General features: G+C 71.6%; 19 protein-coding genes. 16 read left to right on the forward strand and 3 right to left on the reverse strand.

Annotated elements, in window-relative coordinates; translation table 11 throughout:
- From ACNAYW_RS22470 to ACNAYW_RS22480, 3 genes are all read left to right on the forward strand, one after another.
- On the forward strand, positions 1-2,054 hold a 2,054-nt coding region (locus ACNAYW_RS22470; protein ID WP_415851847.1), incomplete at its 5' end, for an ATP-binding cassette domain-containing protein.
- A gap of 71 nt (positions 2,055-2,125) precedes the next feature.
- On the forward strand, positions 2,126-3,616 hold the full coding sequence (gene dop, locus ACNAYW_RS22475) for a depupylase/deamidase Dop (protein ID WP_415851848.1): 1,491 nt from the start codon (positions 2,126-2,128) through the stop codon (positions 3,614-3,616).
- A 4-nt stretch (positions 3,617-3,620) separates the two neighbouring features.
- Positions 3,621-4,079, forward strand: coding sequence for a nitroreductase family deazaflavin-dependent oxidoreductase (locus tag ACNAYW_RS22480; RefSeq protein ID WP_415851849.1), 459 nt, complete (start codon positions 3,621-3,623; stop codon positions 4,077-4,079).
- 139 nt (positions 4,080-4,218) lie between these two features.
- Here ACNAYW_RS22480 and ACNAYW_RS22485 read toward each other — a convergent pair whose 3' ends face one another.
- Positions 4,219-4,605: a hypothetical protein gene (locus ACNAYW_RS22485; protein WP_415851850.1), complete on the reverse strand. Its 387-nt coding sequence runs from the start codon at positions 4,603-4,605 to the stop codon at positions 4,219-4,221.
- 75 nt (positions 4,606-4,680) lie between these two features.
- Between ACNAYW_RS22485 and ACNAYW_RS22490 the strand changes: the two genes are divergently transcribed.
- From ACNAYW_RS22490 to ACNAYW_RS22505, 4 genes are all read left to right on the forward strand, one after another.
- On the forward strand, positions 4,681-4,875 hold the full coding sequence (locus ACNAYW_RS22490) for a ubiquitin-like protein Pup (protein ID WP_068525632.1): 195 nt from the start codon (positions 4,681-4,683) through the stop codon (positions 4,873-4,875).
- Entirely contained in the window at positions 4,872-5,648 is a 777-nt protein-coding gene (gene prcB / locus ACNAYW_RS22495) for a proteasome subunit beta (protein WP_415851851.1), read from the forward strand. The genes ACNAYW_RS22490 and prcB overlap by 4 nt, the downstream gene beginning before the upstream one ends.
- Positions 5,645-6,358, forward strand: a complete 714-nt coding sequence (gene prcA / locus ACNAYW_RS22500; RefSeq protein WP_415851852.1) for a proteasome subunit alpha — start codon at positions 5,645-5,647, stop codon at positions 6,356-6,358. Before prcB ends, prcA begins: the two co-directional genes overlap by 4 nt.
- A 99-nt stretch (positions 6,359-6,457) precedes the next feature.
- Positions 6,458-7,330, forward strand: coding sequence for a CPBP family intramembrane glutamic endopeptidase (locus ACNAYW_RS22505; RefSeq protein ID WP_415851853.1), 873 nt, complete (start codon positions 6,458-6,460; stop codon positions 7,328-7,330).
- Here the strand turns inward: ACNAYW_RS22505 and ACNAYW_RS22510 are convergent.
- Complete coding sequence (locus ACNAYW_RS22510; RefSeq protein ID WP_415851854.1) at positions 7,323-8,042, reverse strand: SDR family oxidoreductase; 720 nt, start codon at positions 8,040-8,042, stop codon at positions 7,323-7,325. The two genes, ACNAYW_RS22505 and ACNAYW_RS22510, sit on opposite strands and share 8 nt — an antisense overlap.
- 54 nt (positions 8,043-8,096) lie before the next feature.
- Between ACNAYW_RS22510 and ACNAYW_RS22515 the strand changes: the two genes are divergently transcribed.
- From ACNAYW_RS22515 to ACNAYW_RS22550, 8 genes are all read left to right on the forward strand, one after another.
- Positions 8,097-8,663, forward strand: a complete 567-nt coding sequence (locus ACNAYW_RS22515) for a TetR/AcrR family transcriptional regulator (RefSeq protein WP_415851855.1) — start codon at positions 8,097-8,099, stop codon at positions 8,661-8,663.
- Positions 8,664-8,689: 26 nt separating this feature from the next.
- Positions 8,690-10,048, forward strand: a complete 1,359-nt coding sequence (gene pafA, locus ACNAYW_RS22520; RefSeq protein WP_415851856.1) for a Pup--protein ligase — start codon at positions 8,690-8,692, stop codon at positions 10,046-10,048.
- Positions 10,049-10,081: 33 nt separating this feature from the next.
- Positions 10,082-11,056, forward strand: a complete 975-nt coding sequence (locus tag ACNAYW_RS22525) for a helix-turn-helix transcriptional regulator (RefSeq protein WP_415851857.1) — start codon at positions 10,082-10,084, stop codon at positions 11,054-11,056.
- Positions 11,053-12,027 (forward strand): helix-turn-helix transcriptional regulator, encoded by a 975-nt coding sequence (locus tag ACNAYW_RS22530; RefSeq protein ID WP_415851858.1) that lies wholly within the window; start codon positions 11,053-11,055, stop codon positions 12,025-12,027. Before ACNAYW_RS22525 ends, ACNAYW_RS22530 begins: the two co-directional genes overlap by 4 nt.
- A 95-nt stretch (positions 12,028-12,122) precedes the next feature.
- Positions 12,123-12,374, forward strand: a complete 252-nt coding sequence (gene tatA / locus ACNAYW_RS22535; protein WP_415851859.1) for a Sec-independent protein translocase subunit TatA — start codon at positions 12,123-12,125, stop codon at positions 12,372-12,374.
- 15 nt (positions 12,375-12,389) lie between these two features.
- On the forward strand, positions 12,390-13,394 hold the full coding sequence (gene tatC / locus ACNAYW_RS22540) for a twin-arginine translocase subunit TatC (RefSeq protein ID WP_415851860.1): 1,005 nt from the start codon (positions 12,390-12,392) through the stop codon (positions 13,392-13,394).
- Positions 13,381-16,131, forward strand: a complete 2,751-nt coding sequence (locus ACNAYW_RS22545) for a DEAD/DEAH box helicase (protein WP_415851861.1) — start codon at positions 13,381-13,383, stop codon at positions 16,129-16,131. Before tatC ends, ACNAYW_RS22545 begins: the two co-directional genes overlap by 14 nt.
- 70 nt (positions 16,132-16,201) lie before the next feature.
- Positions 16,202-16,867: a DUF4333 domain-containing protein gene (locus ACNAYW_RS22550; RefSeq protein ID WP_415851862.1), complete on the forward strand. Its 666-nt coding sequence runs from the start codon at positions 16,202-16,204 to the stop codon at positions 16,865-16,867.
- Positions 16,868-16,904: 37 nt separating this feature from the next.
- Here ACNAYW_RS22550 and ACNAYW_RS22555 read toward each other — a convergent pair whose 3' ends face one another.
- Positions 16,905-17,858, reverse strand: a complete 954-nt coding sequence (locus tag ACNAYW_RS22555; RefSeq protein WP_415851863.1) for a 5'-3' exonuclease — start codon at positions 17,856-17,858, stop codon at positions 16,905-16,907.
- Positions 17,859-17,875: 17 nt separating this feature from the next.
- Between ACNAYW_RS22555 and ACNAYW_RS22560 the strand changes: the two genes are divergently transcribed.
- Positions 17,876-19,000: a M24 family metallopeptidase gene (locus tag ACNAYW_RS22560; protein WP_415851864.1), complete on the forward strand. Its 1,125-nt coding sequence runs from the start codon at positions 17,876-17,878 to the stop codon at positions 18,998-19,000.
- The last annotated feature ends 13 nt before the right edge of the window (positions 19,001-19,013 follow it).

Consider the following 19,013-nt stretch of genomic DNA (forward strand, 5'->3'; position numbering starts at 1 on the left):
CCGCGCAGCCGGCCCCCGTCCCGCCGCAGCGCCCCACGGGCGACGTCGCGCCCCACCTGCGCGCGATGGCCGGCAACACGGGCCTCTACCAGGTGGCGAAGATGCCGTCGCGGCCCGTGGGCGCCGGACAGATGACCATCGGCCGTACGCCCGACAACGACATCGCGATCGGCGACATGCTGGTCTCGCGGCGCCACGCCCGCCTGCTCACCGGGCCGCAGGGCCTCGTCATCGAGGACCTGGGCTCGGCGAACGGCACCCAGGTCAACGGCCGACGGATCGCCGGGCCCACTGCGCTGCGCGACGGCGACCTGGTCACCGTCGGCAACTCCGACCTCATCGTCGACCAGGGGCGGCTCGAGCGACCGAAGGCCCAGGAGTTCGCGGGCGCGGGCCTCGCGGTGCAGGGGATCACCCTCACCGTCGACGGCAACAAGACGCTGCTGCACGGCGTGGACTTCCGCGCCGCCCCGGGCACGTTGACGGCAGTGATCGGCCCCTCGGGCGCCGGCAAGTCGACGGTGTCGCGGGTGGTCTCCGGCGCGGTCACCCCGACGGCCGGCCGGGTCGAGTTCGAGGGCCGCGACGTGCACCGCGACTTCGACGCGCTCCGCTCCCGCATCGGCATGGTGCCGCAGGACGACGTGCTGCACCGCCAGCTCACCCTGCAGCAGGCGCTCCGGTTCGCCGCCGAGCTGCGCCTGCCCCCCGACATGTCGAAGGCCGATCGCGACCAGGTGATCGACGGCGTGCTGGCCGAGCTGCAGCTCACTGAGCACAAGCAGACCCGCGTCGACAAGCTCTCCGGCGGACAGCGCAAGCGCGCGTCGGTCGCGATGGAGCTGCTCACCGGCCCGTCGCTGCTCATCCTCGACGAGCCCACGTCGGGCCTGGATCCGGCGCTGGACCGCCAGGTCATGCAGACGCTGCGCCGGCTGGCCGACGCGGGGCGCGTCGTCATCGTCGTGACCCACTCCCTGACGCACATCGACATGTGCGACCAGGTGCTGCTGCTCGCGCCCGGCGGCAAGACCGCGTACTGCGGCTCGCCGAAGGGCGTCCAGGCAGCGATGGGCACCAGCGACTGGGCGGAGATCTTCGACTTCGCCGCCAAGCAGCCCGACGTGGCCTGGCAGCGGTACCGCGCCGCGCACCCCGCGCCGCCGCCGCCCGCACCCACCGGGGCGCCGCCGGCACCGACGAAGGCGCCCAAGACCTCGGTGCGCAAGCAGCTCTCGGTCATCGCACGGCGCCAGGTCCGGCTGATCCTCGCCGACCGCGCCTACCTGGTCTTCCTCCTGCTGCTGCCGCTCGTGCTCGGCGGGATCACGTTGCTCGTGCCCGCGGACGACGGCCTCGCCTCGCCGTACTCGCTCCCGGACGGCTACAGCGGCGCGAAGATGATCCTCGTCCTGCTGGTCGTCGGCGCCTGCTTCATGGGCGCGGCCCTGCCCTCGCGCGACCTGGTCGGCGAGCGCGCGATCTATCAGCGCGAACGCGCCGTCGGACTCGGGCCGGGCGCGTATCTGTCTGCGAAGACGGTGGTCTACTTCGTCGCGGCCACCATCCAGGCGGTCATGATGATGGCGATCGTGATCCTCGGTGTGAAGCAGTCGACGGCGCAGGGTTCGGTGCTGGCCAGCGCGCCCGTCGAGCTGGTCATCGACATCGCGATCCTCGCGTGCGTGTCCACGCTGGTGGGCCTGCTGATCTCCGCGCTGGCCAAGTCCAGCGAGCAGGTGATGCCCATGCTCGTGGTGGTCGTCATGGTGCAGCTGGTGATGAGCGGCGGCCTGTTCACGCTGCACGATCGCGTGGGCCTGGAGCAGATCTCGTGGCTGTTCCCGTCGCGCTGGGGGTTCGCGTCGAGCGCGTCCACCGTCGAACTGCAGAAGCAGATCGACGCGGTGTCCGGGCGGCCGACCATGCAGGCGATCGATCCCCTCTGGGACTCGACGCCCACGCAGTGGGGCATCGCGATCGGCGTGCTCGCCCTGATGGCGGTCGTGCTGTGGGCCGCGACCCGCTGGCGGATCGCGCGCCGGTCGGCCTGACGGGCGGATGGCGGTCGCCTCCGCCGGGAGCGGGGCGAGCGGGCCGGATCACCCCCGATAGGCTGGGCGGTATGCAGCGCATCATCGGGACCGAGGTGGAATACGGGATCTCCGCGCCGAAGGATCCCACCGCCAATCCGATCCTCACCTCCACCCAGGCCGTGCTCGCGTACGCGGCCGCCGCGGCCGTGCCGCGCGCCAAGCGCACCCGTTGGGACTACGACCTGGAGTCGCCGCTGCGCGACGCCCGCGGCTTCGACCTCGGGCGGGGCGGCCCGGCGCCGATCATCGACGCGGACGAGATCGGCGCGGCGAACATGATCCTGACCAACGGCGCGCGGCTCTACGTGGACCACGCGCACCCGGAGTACTCCGCGCCCGAGGTCACCGACCCGCTCGACGCGGTCATCTGGGACAAGGCGGGGGAGCGGGTCATGGACGCCGCCGCCCGCTACGCGTCGACGGTGCCCGGGGCCCCGACCCTGCAGCTGTACAAGAACAACATCGACGGCAAGGGCGCCTCCTACGGCACGCACGAGAACTACCTGTGCCGCCGCGAGACCCCGTTCGCGGCGATCGTCACCGGCCTGACGCCCTTCTTCGCGACCCGGCAGGTGTTCACCGGCAGCGGCCGCGTCGGCATCGGCGCCAACGGCGACGAGCCGGGCTTCCAGCTCTCGCAGCGCGCCGACTACATCGAGGTCGAGGTGGGACTCGAGACCACCCTCAAGCGCGGCATCATCAACACCCGCGACGAGCCGCACGCCGACCCGGACAAGTACCGCCGGCTGCACGTGATCATCGGCGACGCCAACCTCGCGGAGACCTCCACCTACCTCAAGGTGGGCACGTCGGCGCTGGTGCTGGACCTGATCGAGGCGGGCGTCGACCTGTCCGACCTGCAGCTGGCGGCGCCGGTGACCGCGGTGCACCAGGTCTCGCGCGACCTGTCGCTCACCGCGCCGCTCGAGCTCGCCGACGGCCGGACGATGACCGCGCTCGAGATCCAGCGCGAGTACGCGGACCGCGTGGGCCGGTACCTCGACGGCTCGGACGACGCCCGCGCGCTGGACGTGCACGCGACATGGATCCGGGTGCTCGACACCCTCGCCGACGATCCGCTGCGGCTCGCGGACGAGCTCGACTGGCCGGCGAAGCTGCGCCTGCTCGAGGGCATCCGGCAGCGCGAGGGCCTCGGCTGGGCGGCGTCGAAGCTGCAGCTCGTGGACCTGCAGTACTCCGACGTGCGGCTCGACAAGGGCCTGTACAACCGGCTCGTCGCGCGCGGCTCGATGAAGCGCCTGGTGACCGAGCAGCAGGTGATGGACGCGGTCAGCACCCCGCCGGAGTCGACCCGCGCCTACTTCCGCGGCGAGTGCATGCGCCGCTTCGGCACCGACATCGCCGCCGCCAGCTGGGATTCGGTGATCTTCGACGTCGGCGCCGAGTCGCTGGTGCGGATCCCCACGCTCGAGCCGCTGCGGGGCACCAAGGAGCACGTCGGCGCGCTGCTCGACGAGGCGTCCTCCGCGCGCGAGCTCGTCGATTCTCTGCGAGGCTAAAGCCATGGACATCGGTCGCGAGGTGGGGAAGCTCTACGCGAAGGCCTTCCCCGAGGTGCTCAAGGCGCACGGCGAGCTGTACGTGCGCTCGGGCGGGCGGATCGGCCACAAGCTGCTCTTCGGCGTGCCCAGCCTCATCGTGCGCACCGTCGGGGCGAAGTCGGGCGAGCCCCGCACCACCGTGCTCACCTACGTGCGCGACGGCGACGACTACGTCGTGGTCGCGTCGAAGGGCGGCGCTCCGCGCAACCCGGCGTGGTACCACAACATGGTCGCGGCCGGCACCGTCGACGTGCAGGTCGGCACCGACCGGTTCCCGGCCACCGTCGAGGCGCTGAAGCCCGGCGACGCCGACTACCAGCGGCTCTGGGATCTCGCCGATGCCAACAACGGCGGTCGCTACGCCGCGTACCAGCGCACGACCTCACGCCCGATCCCGGTGGTCCGCCTCCGCCCCGCCTGATCGCCCGGCCTGACCGCCCCGCCTGATCGCTTCGTCCGATCTCCGCGGGTCGGGCTCGCGCGGGTGTTTCTCGCTCATCAGCGGGTTGCAACCCGGGTTTCGGTGCACAACCCCCGCGGGAGCGCGGCGGACCGTCGGGTTACATGCCGATGGCGAGGTTCCGCGCGTAACCGACGCGGTGGAACGCGTCCTGCACGGCGGCGAACGAGTACACCGGCACGCTGGTGGTGAACGAGCGTCCCTCCGGCCCGAACGCCGTGACCTGCACGAACCCCTGCGTCGTGGTCTCCTTCACGAGCAGGAAGAACAGCGAGAAGAAGCACATGACCGGGATGCCGAGGATGGCGACGGCGATCGCCCAGCCGGGAATCGCGGAGGTCGTGACGCTGTGATCGGTGACCGTCCACTGCGAGCCCCGCACCGGGAAGCTGCCCACGGGAGTGATGATCTCGGTGCGGGTGCAATGGATGTCGCCGATGCTCACGAGCACCGGATCGGGGAGGCCGGGCGGCGTGTACGGATCCACGGGGGCAGTCTAGGCCGGTAGTGTTGGCACATCGGGTCGTGCGGCCCGGATTTCGGTCGCTAAGGAGGCAGCGAGATGGCGCAGGAGCAGGTCAAGCGTGGCGGCGGCGGAGACGATGAGGATGCTGCGGGCGGCCCGTCGGGCGCCGGCCAGGAGCGCATCGAGAAGCTGACCGACGAGACGGACGATCTGCTCGACGAGATCGACGACGTGCTCGAGGAGAACGCCGAGGACTTCGTGCGCGCCTACGTGCAGAAGGGCGGCCAGTGACGCCGCTGCACGGCGGATCGTCGTTCGTCGAGCACCTCGCCGCCGTGGCGCCGGAGGCGCTGCCCGGGCGGGGCTCCGGGATCGACGGTGCGCCGGAGGTCCCGCACGGCACCACGATCGTCGCCGTGGCCTTCGAGGGCGGCGTGCTGCTCGCCGGCGACCGCCGGGCCACCATGGGCAACCTCATCGCGCAGCGCGACATCGTCAAGACCTTCGTCACCGACGAGTCGACCGCGGTCGGCATCGCCGGGACCGCGGGGATCGCGAAGCAGATCGTGAAGCTGTTCACGGTGGAGCTGGAGCACTACGAGAAGATCGAGGGCATGCCGCTCACCTTCGACGGCAAGGCGAACCGCCTGGCCGGCATGGTGCGCAGCAACTTCGGGGCGGCGCTGCAGGGCCTCGCCGCCGTGCCCCTGCTCGTGGGCTTCGATAAGGCGGAGGCCCGTGGCCGGATCGTCTCCTACGACGTCACCGGCGACTGGCACGACGAGGTGGGCTACCACTCGATCGGCTCGGGCTCGGCCTGGGCCAAATCGTCGATCAAGAAGCGATTCCGCCCCGGCCTCGACGCCGACGGTGCGCTCGACGTGGCCGCGGAGGCCCTGTTCGACGCCGCCGACGACGACACCGCCACAGGCGGCCCGGACGTGCTCCGCAAGCTCTACCCGACGGCGATCGTCATCACCGCCGACGGTGCCGTCGAGGTCGCGGAAGCGGACGTCGCCGCCGCCACGGACCGCGTGATCGCGGCGAGAGGAGGCGAAGCGTGACGTTCCCGTACTACGCCTCCGCCGAGCAGATCATGCGCGATCGCTCGGAGCTGGCTCGCAAGGGCATCGGCCGGGGCCGGAGCGTCGTCGTGCTCAAGTACGCCGACGGGGTGGTCTTCGTGGCCGACAACCCGAGCTCGCTGAACAAGATCAGCGAGATCTACGACCGGATCGGCTTCGCCGCCGTCGGCAAGTACAACGAGTTCGAGTCGCTGCGCCGCGCGGGTATCCAGTTCGCCGACACCCGCGGCTACCAGTACTCGCGCCGCGACGTGACGGCGTGGTCGCTGACCAACGCGTACGCCTCCACGCTGGGCACCGTCTTCACCGAGCAGGCCAAGCCCTACGAGGTGGAGCTGTGCGTCGCGGAGGTCGGCATGCCCGGCGCCACCGCGTCGCGGCTCTATCGCGTGGGCTACGACGGCTCCGTCGGCGACGAGAAGCAGTTCGTGGTGATGGGCGGGCAGACCGAATCGATCACGCCCGTGCTCACGGAGGGCTACGCGGACGGACTGGATCTGGCGGGCGCCGTGGCGCTCGCGGTGAAGGCGCTGGGCGCTCCGGCACCGTCGAACGGCTCGTCGTCGGCGACGGGGGAGGCGAAGACCTTCGAGGCGGGCGAGCTCGAGGTCGCGATCCTGGACCACACCCGGCCGCGCCGTGCCTTCCAGCGGCTGTCGGACGAGCGGGTCGCGCAGCTGCTGGGCTGAGGTCCCGTCGCAGCACCGTTCCGGGGTAGCGCTGGCACCACCCCGGAATCGGGCCTCCGCGCCCGTGACCGCGGACCGTCGATCCGGTGTGCTGGAGGCATGAACGACACCTCCGTGCACCGGCGCGGCATCGCCTGGTTCCTCGCGCTCACCTTCCTGCCGTCGTGGGGCCTGTGGCTCGCCGCGTACGCCCTGGGACATCCGCTCGACGATCCGGGGATCCAGCTCCTCACCGCGGCGTTCCTCCCGGCGCTCGCGGCCCTCGTCGTGCGGATGTGGATCACCCGGCAGGGGCTGGCGGGCGCGGGACTGCGGCCGCAGCTGCGCGCGCAGTGGCGGTGGTACCTCGCCGCCCTGGCGATCCCCCTCGTCCTGCTGGTGATCGCGCTGCCGCTGGGCTTCGCGTCCGGCGTGATGACGATGCCCGTGGACGGGATCATCGCCCATCTCCAGGCCGTCGCCTTCGGCCCGCTGATCATGGTGGTGCTGGCGCCGGTGTTCTTCGGCGAGGAGTTCGGCTGGACCGCCTACCTGCGCGGCGCCGTCGCCGAGCTGCCGGCGCTGCGCGGGCGGCCCACGGCGGCGTCCGCCGTGACGGGGGCGGTCTGGGGCGCGTGGCACTGGCCGCTGGCCTCCGTGGGGTACTTCAGCTTCCAGCCTCCGCTGCACGACGTGCTGCTGCTCATCCCGCTGTGGATCGTGATGTCGATGCTGCTCGAGATCGTCTGGAGCACACTGTGGTACGGCTCGGGCAGCATCTGGCCGACGTCGATCGCGCACGCGGGGTTCAACCTGGTCTTCTCCGCGACGATGGGGGAGTTCCTACCGCCCGAGGCCATCATCGCCGCCTTCATCGTGCCCAGCGTCGCGCTCGTCCCGCTCGCGGTGGTGGCGTACCGCGTCGATCACCGGCGCCGCACCCGGGCGCACGCCGGCGGCGGCGCGCTGCCCGATGCCGTGGCGCTCAGCTGATCACGTCGACCACCACCTCGCCGTCGGCCCGGTCGTCGGTCATCCGCCACACCCGCTCGGCCAGGTCGTCCGGTTGCAGCGTGATCGCGGTCAGGTCCTGCTCGGGCGCGCCGGCCCGCGTCGCGGCGGCGATGTCGCCACCGTCGATCATCCCGCCGACGGTGAGCGTTCCCGCGTAGACGCCCTCCGGCCGCAGCGCCGCATGCAGGTTGAGCGCGTAGGCGCGGTACGCGGCGGCGACGAGCGCGAGAGCGCCGACGTCCGGCATCGGAACCACAGCACTGAGGCCGCCGACGAAGACGAGCGCGCCGGTCCGCGCGCGCAGTTCGGGCAGGACGGCCCGGGCGAACTCGACCGCGCGCGTCACCGTCGCGAGCGCCGCGCCGGCGTCGTCGGGCTCGAGCTCGGTGATCGGTCCCATCGCGACCGGCGCGGCGGCGCCGTAGTAGGCGACGTCGATGCGCCCGAAGCTCTCGCGGACGCGCGCCACCGCGTCCGCGACCGCACCGGGCGCGGAGACATCGACGGGGAAGGCCGCGGCCTCGACGCCGAGGCTCCGGAGCTCGTCGAGGTACCCGGGATGACGGTCCGCGGACCGGGATGCGAGCGCGATCCGGTAGCCGCGCCTGCCGAAGGCGCGGGCGACGGACATGCCGAGGCCGGGCCCGGCACCGACGACGAGCAGGACGGGATGCGCTTTACTTGAGGTCATACTCAACTTCGTACCAGAAGTTGAGGTGGTCCTCAATATCGCTATGCTCGGGGCATGTCACCCCGCGCGGACGCGGTCCGCAACCGGCAGAAGCTGCTCGACGCCGCGATGCGGCTGTTCGCCGAGGAGGGCATCGACGTGCCCCTCGACCGGATCGCCAAGGCGGCCGGAGTCAGCATCGGGACGCTCTACAACAACTTCCCGGACCGCGGGGCTCTGCTCGACGAGCTGCTGCCCGAACGGCTCGCGGAGCTCGAACGACTCGCGGCGGTGAGTGCCGCCGAGCCCGATCCGTGGACCGGTTTCGCGGGCTTCGTCGAGGCGATGTTCGCGGGCCAGGCGGGCGACCGCGCCGCGAACGAGGCGATGTCGCGCGGCCCGCTCGGCGACGTGGACCTGATGGCCGAATGCGGTCGCTCCGGCAGCGCCGTCCGGTCCGTCCTCGACCGGGCGCACGCGGCCGGCGCGGTCCGAGCGGACTTCGCGTACGACGACCTCGCGGCCCTCATGGTGGCCGTCGCCGCGGTCATCCACGCGAGCCCCGGGGACGACCGCCGCTGGCGCCGGCACCTGCATTTCCACCTCGACGGCATCCGGGCGCGACGGGGCTCCGACGCCTGAGCCCGACCGCGGGGTATGTTCGTGACGTGCAGCGCCGAATCATGGGAATCGAGACCGAGTTCGGTGTCACGTGTACTTTTCACGGGCACCGTCGACTGAGCCCGGACGAGATCGCCCGGTACCTGTTCCGGCGCGTGGTCTCCTGGGGCCGCAGCTCGAACGTCTTCCTGCAGAACGGCTCGCGCCTGTACCTCGACGTGGGCAGCCACCCCGAGTACGCGACGGCGGAGTGCGATTCGGTGCTCCAGCTGGTCACGCACGACAAGGCGGGCGAGCGCGTCCTCGAGGACCTGCTCCTCGACGCCGAGCAGCGGCTGCAGGACGAGGGCATCGGCGGCGACATCTACCTGTTCAAGAACAACACCGATTCGGCGGGCAACTCCTACGGCTGCCACGAGAACTACCTCGTGGGCCGCGTCGGCGAGTTCTCCCGCATCGCGGACGTGCTGCTGCCCTTCCTGGTGACCCGGCAGCTGATCTGCGGCGCCGGCAAGGTGCTGCTCACGCCGAAGAACGCCACCTACTGCCTGAGCCAGCGCGCCGAGCACATCTGGGAGGGCGTCTCCAGCGCCACCACCCGCAGCCGGCCCATCATCAACACCCGCGACGAGCCGCACGCCGACGCCGAGAAGTACCGGCGCCTGCACGTGATCGTGGGCGATTCGAACATGTCCGAGACCACCACCATGCTCAAGGTGGGCACCGCCCACCTGGTGCTCGAGATGATCGAGGCGGGCGTCCAGTTCCGCGACTTCTCGCTGGACAACCCGATCCGCGCCATCCGCGAGGTCAGCCACGACACCACCGGCCGCCACGAGGTCCGCCTGGCCGGCGGCCGGCAGGCCGGCGCCCTCGACATCCAGCGCGAGTACTACGCCAAGGCCGTCGACTACCTCGCCACCCGCGAGCCCGACGAGCAGCTGAGCAGGGTCGTCGACCTGTGGGGCCGCACCCTCGACGCCGTCGAATCGCAGGACTTCTCCGGCATCGACACCGAGATCGACTGGGTGATCAAGCGCAAGCTCTTCCAGCGCTACCTGGACAAGTACTCGATGGAGCTGTCGGATCCGAAGATCGCGCAGCTCGACCTCGCCTATCACGACATCAAGCGCGGCCGCGGCGTCTTCGACGTGCTGCAGCGCCGCGGGATGGCCGCGCGGGTCACCACCGACGAGGCCGTCGACGCCGCCGTGAAGAACCCGCCGGAGACCACCCGCGCGAAGCTCCGCGGCGACTTCATCACCGCCGCGCAGGCGGCGGGCCGCGACTTCACCGTCGACTGGGTGCACCTCAAGCTCAACGACCAGGCGCAGCGCACCGTGCTGTGCAAGGATCCGTTCCGCAACGTCGACGAACGGGTCGAGCGGCTGATCGCGTCGATGTGAGACGAGCGCCCGCATAGAACGTAAGATCGACACGTGGCAACTTCCCGGATCGAGCGTCTCACCAACCTGGTGATATGCCTGCTGTACACGCAACGCCCGCTCGACCGGGACTACATCCGGAAGAACGTCTTCGGGTACGACCCGGAGTCCGACGACGAGGCCTTCGAGCGCATGTTCGAGCGCGACAAGGCCGACCTGCGCGAACTCGGCGTCCCCATCGAGGTGGCGCCGGTGTCCCGGATCAACTCCGCCGTCGGCTACCGCATCGCGCTCGACGAGTACGCCCTCGGTGACATCGATCTCGATCCCGAGGAGGCCACCGCGGTGGCCGTCGCGTCGGCGCTGTGGCAGTCGCCCGAGCTCTCCGCCGCGGCCCAGTCCGCGGTGCAGAAGCTGCGCGCGGGCGGCATGGACGTCGACGGCCCCGGTGCGGGCGTGACCCCGGGCATCGCCCCCGACCGCGGGGCCGAGGGGGCGCTGCTCGCCATGCTCGAGGGCGTGGACCGGCGCCGCCAGGTCACCTTCGAGCACCGCGCGAACCCGGCGCAGCCCTACGTCGACCGCACGCTGCATCCGTGGGGCGTGGTCACCTTCCGCGGCAGCGCGTACGCCGTCGGGCACGACGTCGCGCGCGACGCGGTGCGCACCTTCAAGCTCAGCCGCGTCCGCGGCGGCGCGGTCACCACCAGCCCCGCCACCGTCCGGCCGCCGGAGGGTTTCGACCTGCACGCGCACGTCGTGGCCACGGTCGCCGAGCGCGACCCGGTCGGCACCGCCCGGCTCTGGGTCGCGCAGGGCAAGGGCGACGGCCTGCGACGGCTCGCCTCGGCGCAGGCCGACGGTGACTTCCGCGGCCGGCCCGGCACGGAACTGACGGTGGAGATGCGATCGGTGGACGCCGTGGCGCGCGAGGTCAGCGGCCTCGGGCCGGACGCGGTGGTCCTCGAGCCGCAGCAGTTGCGCGACGCCGTCGTCGAGCGACTCACGGCACTGGCGGGGGAGCGATGAGCGCACAGTCCAAGCAGCCGAGCCGGCAGATGCAGCGCCTCGCGCGCTGGCTCAACGTGATCCCGTACTTCCGCACGCACCCGGACGCCGATCTCGAGCGGGCCGCGGCCGACCTCGGCGTGACCGTCGCGCAGCTGCGCAAGGACATCACGGGCCTGACCATGTGCGGGCTGCCGGGCATGTTCCCGGGCGATCTCATCGAGATCGACTACGACGAGGACGGCGTCGACATCGAGTTCAGCGCCAAGCTGGACCGCCCGCTCAAGCTGACCGGCCCCGAGGCGGCGTCGCTGCTCCTCGCGCTGCGGGCCCTGGCCGATTCGCCCGGCGTCGCGGACCCGGCGGCCGTGCTGCGCGCCATCGCCAAACTGGAGGCCGCCGTCGCGGGCGCGGGCCGCGACACCGTCGCCTCCATCGACGGCGCGCAGGACACCGGCCCCGTGGCCGCGATCGCGGGCATCGTCCGCGGCGCCCTGCGCGACGGCCGCGCCCTGCACCTGCGCTACTACTCCGCCACCCGGGACGCCGCCACCGAGCGCGACGTGGACCCCATCGCCCTCGACACCTTCGCCGGCCACAGCTACCTGCAGGCCTGGTGCCGCGCCAGCGAGGGCCTGCGCATGTTCCGGCTCGACCGGATCGACGAGGCCGTCGTCCTCGACGAGCCCGCGGCGGTCCCGCAGCACGTCGAACCCGCGTCCGGCCTGTTCGACGGTGCCGCCGCCGACGAGCTGACCGTCGCGACCCTCGAGGTGGGACCGGGTGCGGCCTGGGCGCTGGAGTACCACCCGTTCACGGTGCTGTCCGACGAGCCGGGGCGACCGGTCACCGCGACGATGCAGTACGCGACCGAGGCGTGGATGGTGCGGTTCGTGCTCAGCTTCGGCGGCGAGCTGACGGTCCGCGGCCCGCAGTCGCTGGCCGACGCCGTGGCCGAGCGTGCGGCCGCCGGACTCGCCAACTATTCATGAAGTGGACATGTGCGCCGGGCCGTCGGCGTGCGCTCGGAGTGGACGCGGTCCGGTAGTCTCGGTAGAGATATTCGCGAAGTGAGTGAGGCATCATCATGGGCTGGCATACCCCGACGTTCTGGATCATCGCCGCGGTGGTCCTGCTGATCCTGTTCGGCGGCAAGAAGCTGCCCGACGCGGCGCGCGGGCTGGGTCGCTCCATGCGCATCTTCAAGAGCGAGATGGACGAGATGAAGACCGAGGGCGAGAAGAAGCCCGCGACCGACCAGCCGCAGGCGCAGGTCACCGAGCAGCCGATCGACGTCCAGACGGTGCAGCCGTCCGAGGCCGATCACAAGTCGGCGTAGTCGCCGCCTGTCCTTTTGAAGATCCCGTTCGATCCGCGTCGTCGTCGTGCCGTCGTCAATCCCGACGGCACGATGTCGATCGTGGAGCACCTGTACGAGCTCCGCACTCGGCTCCTGTGGTCGCTGCTCGCGATCGTCCTGACGTCCGTCGTGGGCTTCTGGTGGTACAGCCACGGTCCGTTCGGTCTGCCTTCGACCGGTCATCTGCTGACCGGGCCGTATTGCGATCTTCCCGCGACCTCGCGCGCCTCGATCACCCGCGACGGTGAGTGCCGGCTGCTCGCGACCGGCGTCTTCGACCAGTTCAACCTGCGGCTGAAGGTCGCGGTCGCCACCGGCGTGCTGCTGGCGTGCCCCGTGTGGCTGTACCAGATCTGGGCGTTCATCGTGCCCGCCCTGCACCGCAACGAGAAGCGGTACACCGCCGCCTTCGTCGCGCTGGGTGGCTCGCTCTTCGTGAGCGGCGCGGTGCTCGGCTACCTCATGATCACGAGCGCCTTCAACTTCTTCCTCTCCGTGGGCAACGAGACCCAGGTGACGGCGTTGCAAGGGCCGGACTACTTCAGCTTCGTGCTGAACGTCATGGCGATCTTCGGCATCAGCTTCGAGCTGCCGCTGTTCATCATCGCGCTCAACCTCGTCGGCGTCCTCAAGTACACCAAGCTCAAGCAGTGGCGCCGGGGCCTGCTGCTCTCGATGTTCGTCTTCGCGGCCTTCCTGACGCCGACGGGCGACCCGTTCACGATGCTGACCCTGGGAGCGGCCCTGGCTGTGCTCCTCGAGCTCTCGATCCAGTTCGCGCGATGGAACGACGCGCGCAAGCGCCGCAAGAACGGCGACGACGCCTGGGAGGGCGACCTCGACGACGAGACCGCGTCGCCGGCACCGTCGGCCCCGCAGCCGATCGGCGCGTCCACGGGCCCGTCGGGCAGCGCACTCGCCGCCCCCGCCCCGGTGGGGGAGCCCGCGAAGGTGACGCGCACGTCGATCCCGCGTTCGGGGTTCGATGACGTCCTCTGAGTTCGACGACTTCACCGCGGCCCTCGACTTCACCCTCGACCCGTTCCAGATCCAGGGCTGCCGCGCGCTCGAACAGGGACGCGGCGTTCTGGTCTGCGCCCCGACCGGCGCCGGGAAGACCGTCGTCGGTGAGTTCGCCGTGCACCTGGCGCTCGCGGGCGGCACCAAGTGCTTCTACACCACGCCGATCAAGGCGCTCTCGAATCAGAAGCACGCCGAGCTGACGGCCCGCTACGGCGCGCACAACGTCGGCCTGCTGACCGGCGACACCGCGATCAACTCCTCCGCACCCGTGGTCGTGATGACCACCGAGGTGCTGCGGAACATGCTGTACGCGAACTCGACCACCCTCGACGGCCTGAGCCACGTGGTGATGGACGAGGTGCACTACCTCGCGGACCGGTTCCGCGGCGCGGTGTGGGAGGAGGTGATCCTGCACCTCCCGCAGGACGTGCGGCTCGTCAGCCTGTCGGCGACGGTCTCCAACGCCGAGGAGTTCGGCGCGTGGATCACCGAGGTCCGCGGCCGCACCGAGGTGATCGTCGACGAGCACCGGCCGGTCCCGCTGTGGCAGCACATGCTCGTGGGGCGCAGGCTCTTCGACCTCTTCGACACCGCGGCGCTGCGCACCGGGCAGGAATCCGGGCAGAAGAACCTCGTCCTCGACGCCGAGCTGGTGCGCTACGTCAAACAGCGCGAGGCGCTCGACCGCAGCTTCGAGCCCGGGATCAACAGCCGCACCGGGCGCCGCACCGGCGGGCGGGGGCGCCCGCAGGCGACGCGCCGCCCGATCCCGCGGCCCGACGTCATCGCGCTGCTCGACGCCGAGGGCCTGCTGCCGGCGATCACCTTCGTCTTCTCCCGGTCCGGCTGCGAGCAGGCGCTCACCCAGTGCCTGCGGTCACCCGTGGTGCTCACGGATCAGGCGCAGGCCGAGGAGATCGGCCGGATCGTCGACAAGCACGTCGCCGAGTTCGCGCCCGCCGACCTCGACCTGCTCGGGTACGAGGAATGGCGCGCGGCCCTGCTCCGCGGCTTCGCCGCGCACCACGCCGGGATGCTGCCCGCGTTCCGGCACGCGGTCGAGGAGCTCTTCGTCAAGGGCCTGGTGCGGGCCGTCTTCGCCACCGAGACCCTCGCGCTCGGCATCAACATGCCCGCGCGCACCGTCGTGCTGGAGCGCCTCGTCAAGTACAACGGCGAATCGCACGTCGAACTGACGCCGGGCGAGTACACGCAGCTCACCGGCCGGGCGGGCCGCCGCGGCATCGATATCGAGGGCCACGCCGTCGTGCTCTGGCAGACCGGCGTACGCCCGCAGGAGGTGGCCGGCCTCGCCGGGGCGCGCACCTTCCCGCTGATCAGCTCGTTCTCACCCGGCTACAACATGTCGATCAACCTGCTCGACCGCCTGGGGCGCGACGGCGCCGAGCGCCTGCTCGAAGCCAGCTTCGCGCAGTTCCAGGCCGACCGATCCGTCGTCGGGCTCGCCAAGCGCGTCGAGCGGGGCGAGAAGGAACTGGCGACGCTCGGCGCCCGGATCACGGAGGCCGCGGGCGGCGCCGACTACCTCGAGTACGTGCGGCTCCGCGAGGCCGTCCGCGCCCGGGAGCGGTCGCTGCGCCGCGAGCACCTCGCGGATCGGCGGGACGGTGCCGCCACCGCGTTGGCCGAGCTCCGCCGCGGTGACGTCATCGCCGTGACGGGCGGCCGCCGCCGGGGCCTCGCCCTGGTCGTCGAGCCTTCGGGCGACCGCCGGGACCCCAAGCCGGTCGTGGTCACCGAGAGCAGCTGGTCGGGCCGGGTCGGCGCCGCCGACTTCGTGGGCGACATCGCGGTGCTCGGCACGCTCCGGGTGCCCAAGAACGCCGACTACCGCTCCGGCCGCGGCAAGCGCGACCTCGCGTCCACGCTGCGCAACAGCGCCATCTCCGCGCCGCGGCAGCAGGCCAAGGCGCAGCGCCCCGCCGCCTCCGACACCCAGCTCGCGGACCTGCGCGCCCGGATGCGGGCGCACCCCGCGCACACCGGGCAGCGCGCCCCCGAGCTCGACCGGCTCGCCGAGCGCTACTCCCGTCTCGAGCGCGAGGTCACCGCGTCGGCCACGACGGTCCGCGCCACCACGTCGTCGCTGGCCGTCACCTTCGAACGGATCGTCGCGCTGCTCGGCGACCGCGGGTACATCGAGACCGTCGACGGCGAATCCGAACTCACCGAGGCCGGGCACCGCCTCGCGCGGGTCTACAGCGAATCCGACCTGCTCGTGTGCGAGTGCATCGAGGACGGCGTCTTCGACGGACTCGACCCCGCCGGCCTCGCGGCGGTCGTCAGCGCCCTGGTCTTCGAATCCCGCGGAGAACGCGGGGGCATGCTCCTGACCGGCGAGAAGGTCCCCGGCGCCGTGCGCTCGGCCCTGCGCGACATCGCCGATCGCTGGACCGACATCGTCGCCGCCGAGGCCGCACACCGCCTGGAGCCGAGCCGCGAGCCGGACATCGGCTTCGTCGCCCCGATGCACCAGTGGGCCGCGGGCGGGACCCTCGCCGCGGTGCTGCTCGCGGCGGGCGAGCGCGGCCGTCCGCTGCCGGCGGGCGACTTCGTGCGCTGGTGCCGGCAGGTGATCGACCTGCTCGATCAGATCAAGCAGACCTCGTTCGACACCCGCCCCGGCCTCGCGACCGTCGCCACCGCGGCGATCGCGGCGGTGCGGCGCGGCGTCGTCGCGGAATCGGGTTGATGATCGGGTATCTTGACCGAAGAGGCGTACGTCGCGGGCCGTCGGCCGGCGACAGGGGAGGAGTGGACAGATGAGCAACCCGCAGGATCCGAACCAGTGGGCGCAGCAGGGCTGGCAGCAGCCGGGCCAGCAGCCGCCGCAGGATCAGACCCAGATCTCGCCGCAGTACGGCCAGCAGGGATTCGGTGCGCCGACGGGTGATCAGACCCAGATCTCGCCGCAGTACCAGGGCCAGTGGGGCCAGCAGCCCCAGGGGCCGCAGCCGCAGGGCCAGCAGTACGGCGGCTACCAGCAGCCGCAATTCGGGCAGGACCAGTTCGGTCAGCAGCCCGGCCAGCCGGGCCAGCCGGCGCAGTTCGCCGGCCAGCAGTTCGGTCAGCAGTTCGGCCAGCCCCAGCTCGGCGGGCCCAAGAAGTCGAAGACGGGTCTCATCGTGGGCATCGCCGCCGCCGCGATCATCGCGATCGTGGCGATCGTCGTGCTGGTGGGCTGGCTGACCGGCGCCTTCTTCGGCAAGAAGTTCGACAACGCCAAGGTCAACGAGGGCGTCACGAAGGTCCTCACCGACAGCTACAACGAGACCGACACCAAGGACGTCGACTGCAAGACCGACGGCGTCAAGGTCAAGACCGGCGAGACCTTCACCTGCAGCGCGACCATCGGCGGCAAGGAGAAGACGGTCCAGGTCAAGGTGCTCGACGACAACGGCAAGTACCAGGTGGGCGCGCCCTCCTGATCCCGGCGGCCCGCGGGTGTCCCCGCGGGCCGATCCGTCAGCCCGCGAGGGCGGCGAGCAGGCGCTCCACCTGCGCTCCGATCCGCAGTTCCTGAGCCAGTTCGGCCAGGCGCTGCGGATCGCGTGCTTCCCGGGGCAGTGCGTCCGAGCCCGAGAGCGCGACGTCCGCGTCGCGCTGCACCCAGACCACGTCCCAGGCGGCGTCCAGGTAGTCGGCCGACGCGGCGATCGACGCGGCGGCCCGCGCGGGCAGGGGCGACGGGGTCCGCGCCGCGGCGTCGCGGATCGCCGCGAGGGAGCCGTGTTCCAGGAGCAGCTTGGAGGCCGTCTTCTCGCCGATGCCGGGCACGCCGGGCAGCCCGTCGGACGGGTCGCCGCGGAGCAGCGCGAGCTCCGCGTAGGCCTCCCCGGCCCGGTCCTGGGGCAGGCCGTACTTCTCGGCCACCTCGGCCGGTCCGAACATCTCCGCCTTGGCGATGCCGCGGCCGATGTACAGGCAGCGCACGCCGGGCGCGGTGTCGTCGGCCACCTGCAGCAGGTCGCGGTCGCCCGAGACCACGATGACCGGGTCGACCCGCTCGCGCGCGGCCAGGGTGCCGAGCACGTCGTCCGCCTCCAGCCCGACGGCGCCGCCCGTCGCGATCCCCACGGCCTCGAGCACCTCGAGGATCATGTCGACCTGCGGGGAGAGCGTGTCCGGGACCTCCTCCGCGCTGCCGTCGCCGTCCTCGGCGACGCGGTGGGTCTTGTAGGTGGGCAGCAGCTCCACCCGGAAGGCGGGGCGCCAGTCCAGGTCGAGGCACGCCACCAGCCGCCCCGGGCGGTGCGTCGTGATCAGCTGCGAGGTCATGTCGAGGAAGCCGCGCAGCGCGTTGACGGAGCGGCCGTCGGCCGCCTTCACCTTGTCGGGGATCGCGTAGTAGGCCCGGAACCAGAGCCCGGCCGAGTCGAGCAGCATCAGTGGGCGCGCGTCGTTCGTCACGAGAATCATCGTGTCACAATCGGATCATGAGTAACCCCCAGTCCTTTCCCGCCTCGGTGTACGCGAACCGGCTCTCCCGGGCGCAGCAGCTCGCGACCACGGCGGGGACCCCGCTCGTCATCACCCCGGGCCCGGATCTCGCGTACCTCACCGGCATCGTCAGCGAGTCCTTCGAGCGGCTGACGGCGCTGGTCGTCACCGAGACGGGGTTCGCCCTGGTGGTCCCGCGACTCGAGCTCGCGATCCTCAAGGACTCCGCGGTCCCCGGCCTGGGCGACGCGGGCGTGGAACTCGCGGTGCGCGACTGGGTGGACGGTGACGACGCGTACGCGCTCGTCCTCGACGTCCTGGCCGGGGCGTCGACGGTGGCCGTCGCCGACGCCGTGCCCGCGCTGCACCTGGTGCCGTTGCTGGACCGGGGCCTGAGCGTGCGGCTGGCGACGGGCGTCCTGCGCCGGCTGCGGATGATCAAGGACGCGGCCGAGCTCGACGAGCTGCGGGCCGCGGGCGCCGCGATCGACCGCGTGCACGCCCGCGTGGGCGACTTCCTCAGGGTCGGGCGCACGGAGCGGGAGGTCGCCGACGACATCGCCGCCGCCATCGTCGAGGAGGGCCACACCGAGGCCGCGTTCATCATCGTCGGCTCAGGCCCGCACGGCGCCGACCCGCACCACGAGGTCTCGGACCGCGTGATCGAGGCGGGCGACGTGGTGGTCGTCGACATCGGCGGCCCGCTCGCCTCGGGCTACAACTCGGACTGCACCCGCACCTACGCGATGGGCGAGCCGTCGGCGGAGATCCTGGAGCAGTACGCGCTGCTCGAGCGGGCGCAGCGCGCCTCGGTCGACGCGGTGCGCCCGGGCGCGAGCGCCGAGGCGATCGACGCCGCGGGCCGCGACCTGCTCGCCGGCGCCGGACTCGGGGAGTTCTTCCTGCACCGGACCGGCCACGGCATCGGGCTGTCGGTGCACGAGGAGCCGTACATCGTTGCGGGCAATGATATTCCGGTCGAAACGGGCATGGCCTTCTCGATCGAGCCGGGAATCTACTTCACTGGCCGATGGGGAGCGCGGATCGAGGATATCGTCATCGTCACCGAGGACGGCTGCGAGCCCGTGAACACCAGGCCCCACAGCTTGACGATCCTCTAGGAGCTACTCACCG

Origin of the sequence: Tsukamurella ocularis, from assembly GCF_965138335.1 — a bacterium.
Classification (GTDB): domain Bacteria; phylum Actinomycetota; class Actinomycetes; order Mycobacteriales; family Mycobacteriaceae; genus Tsukamurella; species Tsukamurella ocularis_A.